Here is a 17,007-nt window from a genome sequence, read left to right as displayed (position 1 = left end):
TTTTACCTCCTTATTTTTCTGACACAACTACTGTAACGTGAGTTGTGCGTTTGTTGATTGGTGAAGCTGAACCTTTAGCACGTGGACGGAAACGTTTCATTGTTGGTCCTTCGTTTGCGAAAGTTTCAGATACTACCAAGTTAGCTTTTTCCAAACCAAAGTTGTTTTCTGCGTTAGCGATAGCAGAGTTAAGAACTTTTTCAACTACACGAGCTGCTTTGTTTGGAGTGAATTTCAAGATTGCGATTGCGTCAGCAACATTCTTACCACGGATAAGATCAAGTACAAGACGTGTTTTACGAGGTGAAACACGGACTGTACGAGCCATTGCTTTAGCTGAAGTAATTTCTGCCATTGTGTCCTCCTCCTAATTAACGACGTGTTTTCTTATCGTCAGCTGCGTGACCTTTGTAAGTACGAGTTGGTGCGAATTCACCAAGTTTGTGACCTACCATGTCTTCTTGGATGTAAACTGGTACGTGTTTACGTCCATCATAAACTGCGATTGTATAACCGATGAAACTTGGGAAGATCGTTGAACGACGTGACCAAGTTTTAATTACTTTTTTCTTTTCGTCATTTGCTTGAGCTTCAACTTTTTTCATCAAATGCTCATCGACGAAAGGTCCTTTTTTAAGACTACGTCCCATTTTGTAGTTTTCTCCTTTAAAATGTAGTACCACAGCGGCCTGTGTGCAAAAATTGCACACTACCGAGCTGGCGGATGATTATTATAAACTAAGCGACTAAACGATTATTTGTCGTTACGACGACGAACGATAAGTTTGTCAGATTTCGCTTTTTTGTTACGAGTTTTAAGACCAAGCGCAGGTTTACCCCAAGGAGTAGATGGCGCTTTACGTCCAACTGGTGCTTTACCTTCACCACCACCGTGTGGGTGATCATTAGGGTTCATTACAGAACCACGAACTGTAGGACGGATACCCATCCAACGGCTACGACCAGCTTTACCAAGGTTTACAAGTGATTGTTGTTCGTTACCAACTGTACCGATTGTTGCACGGCAAGTACCAAGAATCATACGAACTTCGCCTGATTGAAGACGAACAAGAACGTATTTACCTTCTTGACCAAGAACTTGTGCAGATGCACCAGCAGCACGAATCAATTCAGCACCTTTACCTGGTTGAAGTTCGATGTTGTGAATAACTGTACCAACAGGGATGTTAGCAAGTGGAAGAGCATTACCAACTTTGATATCTGCATCCGGACCTGAAACGATACGTTGACCAACTTCAAGACCTTTTGGTGCAAGGATGTAAGCTTTCACACCGTCAGTGTAGTGTACAAGAGCGATGTTAGCTGTACGGTTTGGATCATACTCGATAGTTTTAACAACTGCTTCAACACCGTCTTTGTTACGTTTGAAGTCAATTAAACGGTAGTGACGTTTGTGACCGCCACCTTGGTGACGTACAGTGATGCGACCGTTGTTGTTACGACCAGCTTTGTTTTTAAGTGAAACAAGCAATGATTTCTCAGGAGTGCTTGTAGTGATTTCAGCAAAATCCAAAGAAGTCATATTACGACGACCATTTGTCGTTGGTTTATAAGCTTTAATACCCACGTTATTTCCTCCTTAGATTATTCAGCTTCAGCTGCAAACAACTCGATTGCTTTAGAATCAGCTGTAAGAGTGATGATAGCTTTTTTAGTTTTTGAAGTGAAACCAGTGTAACGACCAACACGTTTTTGTTTTGGTTTTACAGTTACAGTATTCACGTTTGCAACTTTAACTCCGTCAAAAGCAGCTTCAACAGCTTGTTTAATCAAAAGTTTGTGCGCACGAGAGTCAACTTCAAATGTATATTTACCTGCTTCGAGGTCGTACATAGATTTTTCAGTGATTACTGGCTTTTTGATTACGTCGTACAAATTCATTATGCAAGAACCTCCTCGATTTTAGAGATTGCTTCTTTAGTAACAAGAAGTTTGTCGCTGTTTACGATATCAAGAACACTTGCAGTTGTTGCAGTTGCAACTTTAACGTTTGGAAGGTTACGTGCAGAAAGTGCTGCAAATTCATTACCTTCTTCAAGGATTACAAGTACTTTTGAATCAACATTAAGTGCTGAAAGTACATTTGCAAATTCAGCTGTTTTTGGAGCTGCAAATGAAAGGCTTTCTACAGCTACAAATTTGTCTTCAGCTACTTTTGCTGAGTAAACTGATTTCAAAGCAAGGCGACGAACTTTTTGTGGAAGTTTGTAGCCGTATGAACGTGGAGTTGGTCCAAAGACAACACCACCACCACGCCATTGTGGTGAACGAATAGAACCTTGACGAGCACGTCCAGTTCCTTTTTGACGCCATGGTTTACGACCACCACCAGATACTGCTGAACGGTTTTTAACCGCGTGAGTACCTTGACGAAGGCTAGCACGTTGACTGATGATAACGTCAAATACTACTGATTCGTTTGGTTCGATACCGAAAATAGCATCATTCAATTCAACTGAGCTAACTTCTTTCCCAGTTTGGTCAAATAGTTTTACGTTTGCCATTTAACTGTTTTCTCCTTTCTTATTATTTAGCAGCCTTAACTGCTGATTTGATAGTGATAAGAGATTTCTTAGCACCTGGTACGTTACCTTTAATCAAAATAACGTTTTTCTCTGGGATAACTTGTACAATTTCAAGGTTTTGGATTGTTACACGGTTACCACCCATACGTCCTGCCAAGTGTTTGTTTTTGAAAACACGGTTAGGCGCAACAGGTCCCATTGAACCTGGACGACGGTGATAACGAGAACCGTGAGCCATAGGTCCGCGAGATTGACCGTGGCGTTTGATAACACCTTGGAAACCTTTACCTTTTGATGTACCAGTTACATCAACAACATCTCCAGCTGAGAAAGTGTCAACTGTAATTTCTTGACCTACTTCTAAACCTTCAATGTTTTTGAATTCACGAATGAAGCGCTTAGGAGCAGTGTTAGCTTTTGCTACATGGCCTTTGGCAGGTTTGTTACTCAATACTTCACGTTTGTCATCAAAACCAACTTGAACAGCTTCATAACCGTCTGTTTCAACAGTTTTAACTTGAAGAACAACGTTTGGAGTTGCTTCAATGACTGTTACTGGGATGAATTCACCAGATTCAGTGAAGATTTGAGTCATTCCCACTTTTTTCCCTAAGATTCCTTTTGTCATGAGAGAATATTCCTTTACTTTATTATTTTAAAAAGTTTTTAACGAGCGTTTTTTATGCTCAATAACGAAATCCTTATTAAAGTTTGATTTCTACGTTAACGCCACTTGGAAGATCTAATTTCATCAAAGCGTCAACTGTTTTTTGAGTTGGGTTGATGATGTCGATCAAGCGTTTGTGAGTACGCATTTCAAATTGTTCGCGTGAATCTTTGTATTTGTGAGTCGCACGAATAATTGTGTACAAGCTACGTTCTGTTGGAAGTGGAACTGGTCCAGCTACTGTAGCACCTGTACGTGTTGCAGTTTCAACAATTTTTTCTGCCGCTGTATCAAGTGTACGATGTTCGTATGCTTTCAAACGGATACGGATTTTCTTATTTGCCATCTTTTTCTCCTTCTCGTCTATTTAAGATAATAGGCTAGCTCCTCAAGAAAACCAACACCTCTTTGCGTGGCAATGCAACCGAGCGTGTCGCAACCTCTTGTATCATAGCTAAAGTTACTGTTTTACAGCACCAGTATATGATAGCAAATTTGAACAGAGTTCGCAAGGGTTTTGCTCTATTTTTTAAAGAATTCGTTTTCAGTTTATCTATCATAAAAAGCAAGAAGCTACTGCTCTTGCTTTTTCATAGATTATTAGGTTGCTGGAGCTGGCTCCAGTGTTTTTAGGTGCCTATGATATAGGAATTTTAATAAGAACCAACGGAAGATATTGTCCGCCAATGTGGCTAACCAAACCCCTTGTAAACCTAAATTAAAGGTGATACCAAGAACGTATCCCAAAACGATACGGATGAGCCACATCCCAATAGTTGTTGCACAAAATGGTAGGCGAGCATTTCCTAAACCTTGCCAAGTCGCTGTGTAAATCAAAGTACCAGCCGTGGCAGGTCCACCAATAAAGGAATAGAAAAGAACTGTGGCACTAGCTTGAAGGGCAACTGAATCGGTCGTAAAGAGTTGGGACAATTCGGTGTGGAAATACCTCGTATAACTTCGTATAATGTATGCTATACGAGTTATTACGTAGAAAAGAACTGTGGCACTAGCGTGAAGGGCAACTGAATCGGTCGTAAAGAGTTGCGACAATTCGGTGTGGAAATACCTCGTATAACTTCGTATAATGTATGCTATACGAGTTATTACGTAGAAAAGAACTGTGGCACTAGCGTGAAGGGCAACTGAATCGGTCGTAAAGAGTTGCGACAATTCGGTGTGGAAATACCAAAAAAAAGACCGATAGCAAACATTGGCAAGACTGATATGACGTAGGACATTCTCACCAGACGACGAATGGCTTGCGGATTTCTCTGACCTAAACAACGCGCCACAAGAATAACCGTCGCCGTTGCCACACCAAAACCTGGCATAAAGTTAAATTGGATTAAGGTTTCACCAATGGCATTACCTGCGACAACCTTAGTTCCGAATTTAACAATAATGGCTATGATAACCACATCTCCTGCTCGCATCATCAGGCGTTCACCTGCAGCTGGAAGAGCAAGTTTGATTAAATCATCACTCAAACGCCACCTCATGTGCTTAACCATGCGTTTTATCGGCAAGTAATAAGCTAAAATACCTACTGAAATAAAACGTGCTAAAACAGTTGAGCAAGCGACCCCAGCCACGCCCCAATGGCAAATAAAAACAGCTACTGCTGAGAACAGAGCGTTTAGAATATTTGCAACCAAACTGACGTACATCGGCAAACGAGGCTTACCTGTTGACCTTAAAATAGCACCAAAAGTTGTAATCAAGCCGAGGCTAATAATCAAACCACCGACCAGTGCTAGATAAAGCCCACCTGTTTGGGTAACCGCCGTCGCTGTCCCTAATAATTGAAGCATCTGCTTGCCAAGTGTCACGGAGATAAGACCAAGAAACAGGCTCAGCACGATGGTAATTAAGAGAGCATCTGATTGATATTGTACGGTTTTTTGAGCATTCTTCTCACCAATACTCTTGGCGACTAGACTAGAAATCGCAGCTCCAAGAGCGATAAAAACGGCTTGATAAATCGTAATAATATTATTCGCAACAGAAACTCCCGAAACAGCTACTAGACCCACTTGAGCCACTAGATAATTATCCACGACTCCCATGAGCATCTGCAAGAGATTTTCCATCATAGACGGAAAAGCTAATCGAATAATTTCTTTTGATTGTTTCATAATGTGACATTATAGCACAAATAAAAGCCGAGGACAAATCTCGGCTCTTAGAAACTATATCCCTAAAATGCTTTCAACAATGGCTTGCATGCCGTCTGTTGAAACAACGGTATCATGACGAACAGGTAATTTATCAAGGCTTTTAACGGCTTTTGGAATAGCCACTCCTGATAATTTTTCCAAGTCATTAACCGCTGCAAAATCATCTGCTGCAGCTTGCTCTCTGACGGCATCAACCACAACTCGTGGGAATTTATAAGGGCTGGCTGTTGAGGCAATGACCGTTGGAGTTGTGTCTTTCGTACGGTAAAGGTATTTGTGATAAACTGCTGAAGCAACCGCTGTATGTGGGTCTTCAATATAATGTGATGTTTCGTACACGCGTTTGATTTCGGCTGATGTTTCTGCCTCAGTTGCGTAATCTGCTGCAAACAAATCTAAAATAGTATGGTCCACCTCAGGAAGGGTGTACTCACCGTCTGCCACTAATTCTTCCATTAAAGTTTTGGTTTTAGCAGCATCATTTCCTAACAAATGGAAAATCAAACGTTCCAAGTTAGATGACACCAAGATATCCATTGATGGGCTGGTTGTCACTTTGAAATCACGTTTTTTGTCGTAAGTTCCAGTTACAAAGAAGTCTGTCAATACCTTGTTTTCATTTGACGCACAAATCAACTTACCAATTGGAACACCGATTTGACTAGCATAATAAGCTGCTAGGATATTCCCGAAATTACCTGTTGGAACGGTAACATTAATCTTATCTCCAACGCGAATGTGACCATTTTTCACCAATTGAGCGTAGGCATAAACATAGTATACAATTTGTGGCACCAAGCGACCGATATTCATTGAGTTGGCTGATGAGAATTGCAGATTTTGATCGGCCAATTTTTGGCGTAGGGCATCGTCGTTGAACATCTGTTTAACAGCCGTTTGAGCATCATCAAAATTACCTGTAATGGCAACGACATGAGTGTTGTCGCCAGTTTGAGTCGTCATTTGCAATTCTTGAATCTTGCTGACCCCATCTTTTGGATAGAAAACAATAATCTCAGTTCCTGGAACGTCCGCAAATCCAGCCATAGCAGCTTTTCCAGTATCCCCTGAAGTCGCTGTCAAAATCACAATTTTACGATCTGCCCCTTGTTTTTTTACAGAAGTCGTCAAAAGGTGAGGCAGGATTGACAAAGCCATGTCTTTAAAGGCGATAGTTGCCCCGTGGAAAAGCTCTAGATTGTATTGCCCTTCTAATGATACCAATGGTGCAATAGCTGGTGTGTCAAATTTGGCATCGTAAGCTGAAGCAATGCAGTGGTCCAACTCTTCTTCTGTGAAATCATCCAAGAAAGCTGACAAGACTAATTTGGCAACTTCTTGGTAAGAGGCATCTTTTAACGTATCAAAATCCAAGTTAACAGATGGCATGGTAACAGGGGTAAACAAACCACCGTCACTTGCTAGTCCTTGTAAAATTGCTTGACTAGCAGTTACTTTATTATTTTCATCGCGCGTTGATTGGTAAATTAACGTCATCACAAACTCCTTATCTTAAATAGAGACTATATGTCCATTCTATCATAATTATCAGAAAATTTATACAAATTTTACCATAATTGTAAAAAGGGGACGACTTTTTTGGCTCGCCCCCTCAACATATTTTTACTATTTTACTTACCAGTCCAACGTGAATCTACACCAGCAATTGAAATCCAAACGCTTGCCAAAACGTTATAGAATAAAGCAGCCACTAACTTCCCTCCTTCCTACTCACGTTTAATCCATTGGTATTATAACGCTAGCCATTCAATCTGTAAAGGGCTTTCATAAACTTTTTTGAGATTTTTTTATGAGTCGGCTTTCCACTAAAAAAAGTCAATGATGCAACTGTTACTCAGTCGGATCGTTGACTTAAATACTTTATTCTTTGGCAGGGCCTTTAGCAGATTTATTGATAGCTTTTTGAATGGTTTTAACGTAAAGGTCTGCACCTGTTGAATCGCTGTCGCTGTAATGGACGCCGTCTGTTCCCTTCCAGATATCTGGGTGAGTTGAGGCAGCCTTATACCAATCCGCAATAGTCACATAAGGATAGGTATCTGGCAAGGTCAATTCGTAATCACGAACTTCTTTGACTTGCGTTTCATTATTAGCATTGTAAGGCGTAACGATAATCAAACGGTAGCCATTTGGCAAAGCGTCAATAAAACGTTGCAAATCTTCGCGATAATTATCTAAGGAATTAACACCGACAGCAAGAACCGTTGTTTTGGACAAGGTACCACTGTCAATAGCATTTTTGTAAATATCAAAAGCTTCGTTGAAATTACGACTAACAGCGGCATCAAGTTGAGCATCAGGCAACAAACTTGAAAAGGCGCTGCTTGAACGAAGGGCAACAGAGTCACCAATAATAGTCACATCACTGAGCGCAGCAGCATCACCAGCGGTCAGGGTATGAGTCCTAGTCACATTACTTTGCTCTTGATTTAAGGAATTGACCAACAAGCTGGATTCAAAATTCCCCATGCTTGGGGCCATCAGAACCGTTACAAGGGTCACAAGGCCAAGTGCTGCCGTTCCTCCATAAATCCATTTCTTATAAGGCGTCAAATCAAACTCTACTCCCAATAAGCTTGGTGATTTTCCAGCAATAAAAGGCTCAAGGAGATAGTAAGACAAGGTTGACAAGACAATGGAGAAGAACACAGTCAACAGAACTGCCAAGAAATGAGGCATCAATTGGGTAAAGATCACATAAAATGGCCAGTGGAAGAGGTAAATCCCGTAACTAATATCTGATAAATAGTTAATCACCACGGGCTCTTTTGCATTTGGCAACTGGTCATTTAAAACACGCGCCCCGTAAATCATAACAACAGCAAACAAACTAGCTAGTAAGAAACCAAACCAATAAGTGATGCGATGGTTGAAATTCAAAGTCAATCCCAAAACCATTAGCAAGGCAAAGCTGGTTGCCATGGTGATGATACTGCGTTTTGTCGTCCACAAACGGACATTTTTCTTAAATCGGACAGTGGTTTCTCTGACCCCAGTCATAGTTGCTACCATTGCTCCTAGGAAGAATGGGAAACTATGCGATAGCGATGAAAAGTAGATGGTTGACACATTGTCCACGAAAAAGACTCGGATAAACATTGATAGGAAGCTTCCCAAAAAGAAAAGTCCCGAAATTCCAAAAATCATGCTACGGAATTGGGCTAAACTGTGTCGGCGACGTCCTAAGAACCAAATCAACCAACCCCAAATCAAGTAGAAATGCATCTCAATCGCCAAACTCCACGTTTGTAGGAAAAGGTGGGGAACAAATTGCGATTCGTAATTACCACCGGTCATGATTTCATAAAAATTGGTGGTAAATCCCAGTGCCGCTGCGATTTGTGTGCCTATATTGGCAACATAATCTCGGCGCACCAAGTAAGTAAATGGGATAACCATCAGAACCATCAATACCAAAGGAGGCACAATCCGATAGAATCGCCTCCTATAAAAACCAAGAAGGTCTATCTTTCTGTGCTTAGAATACTCATCAATTAACAAAGCAGTGATTAAGTAGCCTGAAAAGGTGAAGAAGACATCAACACCAACAAAGCCTCCTGGAAAGATTGTTTTATAGAAATGATAGAGCAAGACTAACAAAAGCCCTGTTACCCTAACCATTGAAAACCATTTTATTCTCATTTTTGAAAAATCCCCTGTTTAAAGGTTCCTGTATAGACTTTACCATTTTGGGCCTTCAAGGTTCCTTGTCCGTTTGGTTGACCATCTTTAAATTCGCCGCTATAACTCCATCCTGATTTAGCGGTATAGGTACCTTCGCCATCAAAAATACCATTGACAAAGTGCCCTTTATAAACATCCCCATTTTGATAAGTCAACTGTCCCTGACCATTCATGCGATGATTGACTACATAGCCTGTATAGGTTATTTTGCCATTATCGTAAACCAAGGTTGTCTTGGAACTTTTTGACACCGAAAAAACGGATAGGCCACAAATAACAAGAAATAGGACAACAATTATCTCTATACGGCCTCTACTTATATTTATTTTTTTCATGTTCACACAACTTCTAAAACTTTAAACGATTGTCTAAAAAATTTCTTTTACTATTATAACAAAAAAATAGACGCTTAACGCATGATATCTCTTTTAAATGTTTCGTTTCTGGTTAAGCCAACCGAATTCTAACACTAAAAAAGGAAGAAACTTAACGAAGTAAGCTTCTTCCTAGGAGATTATGAAAAAGAAAAGTTTTAGGAATGTCTACAGTATAGAAAGATTAGCTTAAAATTAACTTAACATTAACTTTAATTTTCCTTAAACGGGTAACCTAGGTGTTCGTAAGCCTTGGCAGTCGCCACGCGCCCTGTCCGCGTTCGCATGATAAAACCTTTTTGAATCAAATAAGGCTCGTACATATCCTCCACCGTATCGCGTTCCTCAGCAATATTGACAGACAAGGTGCCCAGTCCCACTGGACCTCCATTATACAGTTCAATCATCGTCCGCAAGATTTTTTGGTCAATGTAATCAAGCCCTTCAGCATCGACATCCAACATTGTCAAAGCCTTGTCGGTGATATCTTTTGTAATCACACCATCTCCCATGATTTGAGCGTAGTCCCTCACACGTTTTAACAGACGGTTAGCAATACGTGGTGTGCCACGGCTGCGTCTGGCTAATTCTTGTGCTGCTTCATAAACAATGCTCATCTCAAAAATATCTGCCGTCCGCTCAATGATTTCCGTCAAATCATCCACATCATAGTATTCCATGTGTCCTGTAATACCAAAGCGCGCTCGCAAAGGGTTTGATAGCATACCTGCTCGAGTGGTTGCACCAATTAAGGTAAACGGTGGCAATTCCAGATGCACACTACGGCTAGTTTCACCAGCACCAATCATGATGTCAATGTAAAAATCTTCCATAGCACTGTAAAGCACTTCTTCGACAGCCATAGGCATTCGATGAATTTCATCAATAAAAAGCACGTCACCTGGTTCTAAATCATTTAAGATGGCCACCAAATCTCCCGCTTTTTCAATAGCTGGCCCTGAGGTTTGTTTCAAATTCACGCCTAATTCGTTGGCGATGACAAAAGCCATGGTAGTCTTACCAAGACCTGGCGGTCCAAACAACAAAACGTGGTCCAAAGACTCATCTCGCAATTTTGCTGCTTCGATAAAAATGCGTAATTGATTTTTGACCTTATCTTGACCAATGTATTCTTGCAAATATTGGGGACGCAAGGTTCGCTCTACGAACTCCTCATCACCCATCACGTCATTATCTAAAATTCTACTCATATCATTATTATACCAAAACTAAAAAGGTCAGGGAATTTTTTGAATAAGAGCTTATAAACCCCACCAACCTGTTAGCAGAAAAAAGAAAACCATTGATTTCATCTCTTTCCATCCTTTCCAAATGATTACATTTAGTTTACTGGATTTTTCAGAAAAACAACAGGACATATATGTCCTGTTCTGCAAAAAAAATCCCTAGAAAAAATCTAGGGATAGTTTTGGGTATCCTTTTGCCATTCCGTGACCAACTGCTCTTCTAGATGGGTATCTCCTATCAAACTGGCAAATGAAATGGCTTTGGTATAAGATTCTTGTGCAGTAGCCAAATCATTTTTGAAATGCAGCTGATATTTCCACTCTACCAAGCTTAAAATGGGGCGTTTTTGAAAATCGTGAATCGCCGTCATGATGTCACTACTTTTTGACATGATAGCCTCCACAAAAGTGTCCTTTTGAAAACGAAAAGCCAAGTCAACGTTATTTAGCAAAACATTATTCAAAATCAGTGCCGTTTCAGGGTCAGCAATGTCTTGGTCCAACAAGCGTTCCATCAAAGTCTTATACAAATCCAAACTGTAAATGCCTTCTAAAACGGGAGCTGAGGCCAAACAAGCCAAGTACAAATCAATCACAATCAGGTCATTTAAGGAAAAAACCTGCTTTTTTAGAACTTGGTCAAAATACTCGTGCAAAATGCCCTCTCCAAAATTAACATCATCGCTGAAGTGCACATCTATCTTAGACTGCAAGCAATCCATCATCAAGCGTTCTTCTTCTGGAATGACTTCGTAATACTGCTCCGCAATTTCATCAAAATAATGGCTCTTTTTTTGCAGGCGTTCTTGGTCCCCATAAGTCGGTGTTCTCAGCAGCAAATACTTTAATTCCTTGTATCTAGCTGGAAGTTCAAAGGTCTTGCCATCGGTTAGCTCACCAATGCTCACTCCCAAAATCTGCGCGATATAGGTTACCTTGTTTAGTGTTGGAATGGACTGCCCTGTTTCAACCCGATACAACTGCCGAATAGACAATTCCGTTTCATCGCCACAAAAAGCCTCACGTGAAATCCCACGCTCTTCTCTTAACTGGCGCACCTTTTCCCCAAATGCTTTCATAATCAATCTCCTTAAATCCCCTAAAACTAACGATCTCTCCGATAGAAAAAGAAAGACAGGATAATACTCTCCCAACTAGTTATCCTGCCTTCTTAGAAAAATAGTGTTCGATAATGGTTGTATTTAAATCATCAAGTTGATAAATCTTAGTCCCCTAAACCAATACGTTCAAAGATTTCATCAACACGTTTTGTGTAATAAGCTGGGTTAAACAACTCATCGATTTCATCTTGTGTCAAACGTGATGTCACTTCTTCATCAGCTTCAAGAAGTGGTTTGAAATCGACTTGGTTATCCCAAGAATAAGCTGTCTTAGGTTGAACAAGGTCATAAGCTTGCTCACGCGTCATGCCTTTTTCGATCAGTTTAAGCATCACACGTTGGCTGAAGATAAGACCAAATGTAGAACCCATGTTGCGAAGCATATTTTCTGGGAAAACGGTCAAGTTTTTCACGATATTGCCAAAACGGTTTAGCATGTAATCAATCAAAATCGTTGTATCTGGTGTGATGATACGTTCTGCTGATGAGTGTGAGATATCACGTTCATGCCAAAGAGCAACGTTTTCGTAAGCTGTTACCATGTGTCCACGAATCACACGCGCAAGACCAGTCATGTTTTCTGAACCGATTGGGTTGCGTTTGTGTGGCATTGCTGAGCTACCTTTTTGGCCTTTAGCAAAGTATTCTTCAACTTCACGTTGTTCAGATTTTTGCAAACCACGGATTTCAGTTGCCATGCGTTCAATTGATGTTGCGATGCTAGCAAGAACAGCAAAGTATTCAGCGTGAAGGTCACGTGGAAGAACTTGTGTTGAGATCTCTTGAGCACGGATGCCTAATTTATCGCACACATAAGCTTCAACAAATGGTGGGATGTTAGCAAAGTTACCAACGGCACCTGAAATTTTACCAGCTTCGACACCTGCGGCAGCATGTTCGAAACGTTCGATGTTACGTTTCATTTCACTGTACCAAGTTGCTAATTTCAAACCAAAAGTAGTTGGCTCAGCATGGACACCGTGAGTACGTCCCATCATGATAGTAAACTTGTGTTCTTTTGCTTTGTTGGCAATGATTTCAAGGAAATTGTTCAAATCTTTGCGAATAATGTCGTTGGCTTGTTTGTAAAGGTAACCGTAAGCTGTATCAACGACGTCAGTTGATGTCAAACCGTAGTGAACCCATTTGCGTTCTTCGCCAAGTGTTTCAGAAACGGCACGCGTGAAAGCCACCACATCGTGACGTGTTTCTTGTTCAATTTCAAGAATACGGTCAATGTCAAAGTCCGCATTTTCACGGATTTTAGCCACATCTTCTTTAGGAATTTCACCTAATTCTGCCCATGCTTCATCGGCTAAGATTTCCACTTCAAGCCAAGCACGGTATTTATTTTCTTCACTCCAAATTGCCGCCATTTCAGGGCGTGAATAACGATCGATCATGTTTAAGATATTAAGGGCGTTAAGCGAATACGATTAACACCCTAACTCCTTTCCTTTTTTTAGTTATATCAATAAAACAACTAACACAATTAATTAAAATCTTCCTTACCAATTTCAACAGATGGATAGTGAGGTAAAGTTGTTAAATCTGTATCGAGTGGTAAATCATAAACAGCAAGATAATCATTGGGGTACTTATTTGTCAGTTCTGCCATTTTTTCAGAAATACGAGACTTATCAGAAGAAGCAAAAACGACTTCAACGATAGCTTTCTTAGTATTATCAATATAAGCATGAACAATGATTTTCAGCATATTTCCTCCGATTAACACTTTAAAAATCCATTCCTTCTCCCATTTCCGCAATGGTATCTGGTTCATCACTAAACAAAGTAATGTGTCCCATTTTACGGTTATGTTTTGCCTCTAGTTTACCATAAAGGTGGAGGTGCGCGCTAGGGTTTTCTTGCATATAAGCCTGCGCTTTTTCCATGTGTTGTCCGAGGACATTTAGCATAACGGCAGGTTGGTGCAGGTGAATATCAGGCAGGGGCAAGCCAAGAATGCCCAAAATATGCGTATCAAATTGTGAGAAATCACAAGCTTCGATAGAATAGTGTCCTGAATTGTGTGGGCGTGGCGCAATTTCATTGACGATAATATCATCAGCTGTCGCAAACATTTCCACACAAAGCGTACCAGCTAGGTCTAGCTTTTTCGCAATTTGAACGGCCATGGTTTGTGCTTTTTTGGCTAATTCGTCTGAAATACGGGCTGGGACGATGGTTTTTGAAAGAATGTTATTGCGGTGAATGTTTTCTTGAACTGGGAATACTGTGATATCTTGACCATTTCCTGAAACAATGACTGAAATTTCAAGGTCAAAATCCACAAATTCTTCCAAAACACATTCACAAGAATTTGCCAGTTGGTTGGCTTTTTCTAAGTCAGCAGCAGAGGTAATGACCACTTGACCGTGCCCATCATAGCCGCCTGTTGCCGTTTTTAAAACGTGGGTCTTGCTAAAATCAAGGTTCTCAATATCAAGGCTTGATGTAACCACTTTATAAGGTGCCACTTGTACGCCAGCTTTTTTAGCCAAAAAGTTTTTCTCAAAAATACGGTTTTGCGAAATGCGTAACAAGTCTGTCCCTTGAGGCAATTGATGGTCTTTGACAACGGCATCCAAGCCATCTGCGTCAACATTTTCAAACTCATAGGTCAAGACATCGCAACGTTCTGCTAATTCGCGCAAGGCTTCCACATCATCATAATCCGCCACAATCATGTCACTCACGCGCGACGCTGGGCAATCTGCTGTTGGATCCAAAGTAACCACTTTGTGCCCCATATAAATAGCTGAGATAGCCATCATTTGCCCCAATTGACCTCCGCCAATAATCCCAATCATTTTTGCTTTAGTCGAGCTCATCTGTTGATTCCTCTGCTACCTTGCCTTGTTCTAAAGCAAAGTTTTCTAATTTTTCTGCTAATGTCGCATCTTCAATTGCCAAAATACGAAGAGCTGTCAAAGCCGCATTGGTTGCTCCTGCTTCACCAATTGCCATGGTTGCAACAGGCACGCCACCAGGCATTTGAACGATTGAATAAAGAGAGTCAAGTCCGCTAAGAGCTCGTGATTTGACTGGCACACCGATAACAGGAAGTGTCGTCTTAGCGGCAACCATACCAGGTAAATGCGCAGCTCCACCCGCACCAGCAATAATGACCTTGATGCCACGACCTTTGGCTTCTTCAGCGTGTTTGAACATCAAATCTGGCGTACGGTGAGCAGACACGACTTTCTTTTCATATGCCACACCAAATTGGTCAAGTACTTCTGCTGTTTTTTTCATGGTAGCCCAATCTGATTTGCTTCCCATGATTACTGAAATTAATGGTTTCATGATTTTCCTTCCAATTGATTGATATCTTCAACATCAAGAACGCGATAACCTAATGTTTTGAGTTTTTGAGCAAAACGCCCGCTACCAGCTATTTTTCGGCCTGAAAAACTACCGTCGTAAACTTGATTGACCCCACATGAAGGGCTACGTGATTGCAAAATGGCTAAATCAACTTTTTTGCCAGAAATAGCTGCCAAAGAACGCTCGATTCCTTTTTCAAAAAGAGCATCGTAACGTTGACCTGTCGCATCCACAACATGACCCGCGGCTAATTCGACTGGCGGTCTAGGCACAGGCAAGCCAGCGAGCACCTCAGGGCAAACGGCAATTACTTCTTTATCAGCCACATAATCCACAAGAGCTTGATTGTAATTGTGACCACCGTTGTATTTACAACGTTCACCCAAGAGGCAGGCGCTCACTAACACACATCGAGTTTTAGCGTCCAATGGCCTTACTTCCAATGTCATGTCGGTAGAAAAGACCGCTGGTATCTTGTTTTGATAATTGAGCGTAGATGGTGTCTTTTGCTGTTTTCACATCTTCTTTTGTTGTGACTAGCATATAGACACGGCCACCATTTGACAAAAGAGCTCCGTCTTTGGCAAATGCTGCACCTGCATAATAAGTGATAATATCGCCACTTGTTTTTTCAGGTAAGCGAACGCCTTTTTCATAAGCTAATGGGTAACCTTCTGAAGCAACAACCACGCCCAAGGTTACACCCTCATCTGTCCAAGTCAACTCTGCCTTTTTCCCATCTAAAATATCCGTGATATTTTGAGCAAAATCAGAGGTCAAACGTGGCAAGATAACCTGAGTTTCAGGGTCACCAAAACGAGAGTTAAACTCGATGACCTTTGGACCATCTGCTGTCAAAATCAAACCAGCGTACAGCACACCAAGGTAAGGACGACCTTCTGCAATCATGCCGTTAAGGACCGGTTTAACAATGGTTTCAACAGCCGTATCCACAACACTCTGAGGCAAATGAGGGACTGGTGCATAAGCTCCCATACCGCCTGTGTTTGGACCTTTGTCACCATCAAATGCACGTTTGTGGTCTTGAGCCGTTGGCATAATGTAAAAAGTATCCCCATTCACGAAAGCAAACAATGAAAATTCTTCGCCGTCAAGGAATTCTTCAATAACCACACGCGCACCAGAATCACCAAATTTATTGTCCAACAACATATCTTGAGCTGCTTCGATAGCTTGCTCAACTGTTTCTGCCACCACAACGCCTTTTCCAAGCGCTAAACCATCTGCTTTGACAACGATTGGAGCACCTTGTTCTTCGATGTAGCGTTTTGCTTCTTCAAAATCTGAAAACGTGCGATAAGCTGCTGTTGGAACCTTATATTTAGCCATGATTGATTTGGCAAAATCTTTAGACCACTCAAGCTCCGCTGCTGCTTTACTTGGACCAAAGGCTTTCAGACCAGCTGCATTGAAATCATCCACAATCCCGGCTGCTAAAGCATCATCAGGTCCGATGAAAGTCCAATCAATGCCATTCTCCTTTGCAAATGCAATCAGTTCAGAATGTTCGGAAATGCCGATATTTACCAATTCAAGTCCGTCAAGCGTCATGCTATCATTTCCAGGAGCAACAAAAACCTGACTAACTTGAGGAGATTCTAACAATTTCTTAGCAATAGCGTGTTCACGCCCGCCTGATCCAACAACTAAAAGTTTCATAAGTTACTATACCTCAATACAAACCATTAACAGAGCCTAAGCTCCAGAATCAAAACTTTCGTCAAACACTACACGTTTTAACGAATTATACAAAAATATTATACCATATTTGTTCGGAAATTATAACAATTCATGTAACAACTTTATAACATTTTCC

18 protein-coding genes and 1 pseudogene are annotated in these 17,007 nt (G+C 41.0%); all 19 read right to left on the bottom strand.

From position 1 onward, the window contains the following. Positions 1-10 precede the first annotated feature (10 nt). The 19 genes and pseudogenes from rplV to purD all read right to left on the bottom strand — a co-directional run bounded on the left by rplV (position 11) and on the right by purD (position 16,850). Positions 11-355, bottom strand: a complete 345-nt coding sequence (gene rplV, locus HFK82_RS04975; RefSeq protein WP_003062848.1) for a 50S ribosomal protein L22 — start codon at positions 353-355, stop codon at positions 11-13. Between the two features lie 16 nt (positions 356-371). Beyond that, a complete protein-coding gene (gene rpsS / locus HFK82_RS04970) occupies positions 372-650 on the bottom strand; it encodes a 30S ribosomal protein S19 (protein WP_000533765.1) in 279 nt (92 codons plus the stop codon). 104 nt (positions 651-754) lie between these two features. Next, entirely contained in the window at positions 755-1,588 is an 834-nt protein-coding gene (gene rplB / locus HFK82_RS04965) for a 50S ribosomal protein L2 (RefSeq protein ID WP_003062844.1), read from the bottom strand. 17 nt (positions 1,589-1,605) lie between these two features. After that, on the bottom strand, positions 1,606-1,902 hold the full coding sequence (locus tag HFK82_RS04960) for a 50S ribosomal protein L23 (RefSeq protein ID WP_154454888.1): 297 nt from the start codon (positions 1,900-1,902) through the stop codon (positions 1,606-1,608). Continuing rightward, positions 1,902-2,525, bottom strand: a complete 624-nt coding sequence (gene rplD, locus HFK82_RS04955) for a 50S ribosomal protein L4 (RefSeq protein WP_154454887.1) — start codon at positions 2,523-2,525, stop codon at positions 1,902-1,904. The genes HFK82_RS04960 and rplD overlap by 1 nt, the downstream gene beginning before the upstream one ends. A gap of 22 nt (positions 2,526-2,547) precedes the next feature. Continuing rightward, the gene (rplC, locus tag HFK82_RS04950; RefSeq protein ID WP_154454886.1) at positions 2,548-3,174 is read right to left on the bottom strand and encodes a 50S ribosomal protein L3; all 627 of its coding nucleotides are present in this window, start codon (positions 3,172-3,174) and stop codon (positions 2,548-2,550) included. 76 nt (positions 3,175-3,250) lie between these two features. Further along, entirely contained in the window at positions 3,251-3,559 is a 309-nt protein-coding gene (gene rpsJ / locus HFK82_RS04945) for a 30S ribosomal protein S10 (RefSeq protein ID WP_002885653.1), read from the bottom strand. A gap of 254 nt (positions 3,560-3,813) precedes the next feature. After that, a pseudogene (locus HFK82_RS04935) lies at positions 3,814-5,351 on the bottom strand (MATE family efflux transporter). A 54-nt stretch (positions 5,352-5,405) separates the two neighbouring features. After that, positions 5,406-6,890, bottom strand: coding sequence for a threonine synthase (gene thrC / locus HFK82_RS04930; RefSeq protein ID WP_168261043.1), 1,485 nt, complete (start codon positions 6,888-6,890; stop codon positions 5,406-5,408). 384 nt (positions 6,891-7,274) lie between these two features. Continuing rightward, on the bottom strand, positions 7,275-9,056 hold the full coding sequence (locus tag HFK82_RS04925) for an acyltransferase family protein (RefSeq protein WP_168261042.1): 1,782 nt from the start codon (positions 9,054-9,056) through the stop codon (positions 7,275-7,277). Next, the gene (locus HFK82_RS04920) at positions 9,053-9,433 is read right to left on the bottom strand and encodes an MORN repeat-containing protein (protein ID WP_154454882.1); all 381 of its coding nucleotides are present in this window, start codon (positions 9,431-9,433) and stop codon (positions 9,053-9,055) included. Before HFK82_RS04920 ends, HFK82_RS04925 begins: the two co-directional genes overlap by 4 nt. A gap of 251 nt (positions 9,434-9,684) precedes the next feature. Further along, on the bottom strand, positions 9,685-10,683 hold the full coding sequence (ruvB, locus tag HFK82_RS04915; protein ID WP_154454881.1) for a Holliday junction branch migration DNA helicase RuvB: 999 nt from the start codon (positions 10,681-10,683) through the stop codon (positions 9,685-9,687). Between the two features lie 206 nt (positions 10,684-10,889). Next, the gene (locus tag HFK82_RS04910; RefSeq protein WP_204984845.1) at positions 10,890-11,801 is read right to left on the bottom strand and encodes a helix-turn-helix domain-containing protein; all 912 of its coding nucleotides are present in this window, start codon (positions 11,799-11,801) and stop codon (positions 10,890-10,892) included. A 143-nt stretch (positions 11,802-11,944) separates the two neighbouring features. Then, on the bottom strand, positions 11,945-13,243 hold the full coding sequence (purB, locus tag HFK82_RS04905) for an adenylosuccinate lyase (RefSeq protein ID WP_154454879.1): 1,299 nt from the start codon (positions 13,241-13,243) through the stop codon (positions 11,945-11,947). A gap of 89 nt (positions 13,244-13,332) precedes the next feature. Further along, positions 13,333-13,557, bottom strand: a complete 225-nt coding sequence (locus tag HFK82_RS04900; RefSeq protein WP_154454878.1) for a phosphoribosylaminoimidazole carboxylase — start codon at positions 13,555-13,557, stop codon at positions 13,333-13,335. A 19-nt stretch (positions 13,558-13,576) separates the two neighbouring features. Further along, positions 13,577-14,674: a 5-(carboxyamino)imidazole ribonucleotide synthase gene (gene purK / locus HFK82_RS04895; RefSeq protein WP_168261040.1), complete on the bottom strand. Its 1,098-nt coding sequence runs from the start codon at positions 14,672-14,674 to the stop codon at positions 13,577-13,579. Further along, entirely contained in the window at positions 14,661-15,149 is a 489-nt protein-coding gene (gene purE, locus HFK82_RS04890; RefSeq protein WP_154454876.1) for a 5-(carboxyamino)imidazole ribonucleotide mutase, read from the bottom strand. Before purE ends, purK begins: the two co-directional genes overlap by 14 nt. Then, positions 15,146-15,619, bottom strand: coding sequence for a 2-thiouracil desulfurase family protein (locus tag HFK82_RS04885; RefSeq protein ID WP_167510362.1), 474 nt, complete (start codon positions 15,617-15,619; stop codon positions 15,146-15,148). The genes purE and HFK82_RS04885 overlap by 4 nt, the downstream gene beginning before the upstream one ends. Continuing rightward, a complete protein-coding gene (gene purD, locus HFK82_RS04880; RefSeq protein ID WP_168261039.1) occupies positions 15,588-16,850 on the bottom strand; it encodes a phosphoribosylamine--glycine ligase in 1,263 nt (420 codons plus the stop codon). Before purD ends, HFK82_RS04885 begins: the two co-directional genes overlap by 32 nt. Positions 16,851-17,007: the final 157 nt, after the last annotated feature.

The sequence above is a fragment of the Streptococcus alactolyticus genome (assembly GCF_012277075.1).
Lineage (GTDB): Bacteria > Bacillota > Bacilli > Lactobacillales > Streptococcaceae > Streptococcus > Streptococcus alactolyticus.
Note: the sequence above shows the minus strand (reverse complement) of the source record. Positions and strands in the feature narration are given on the sequence as shown.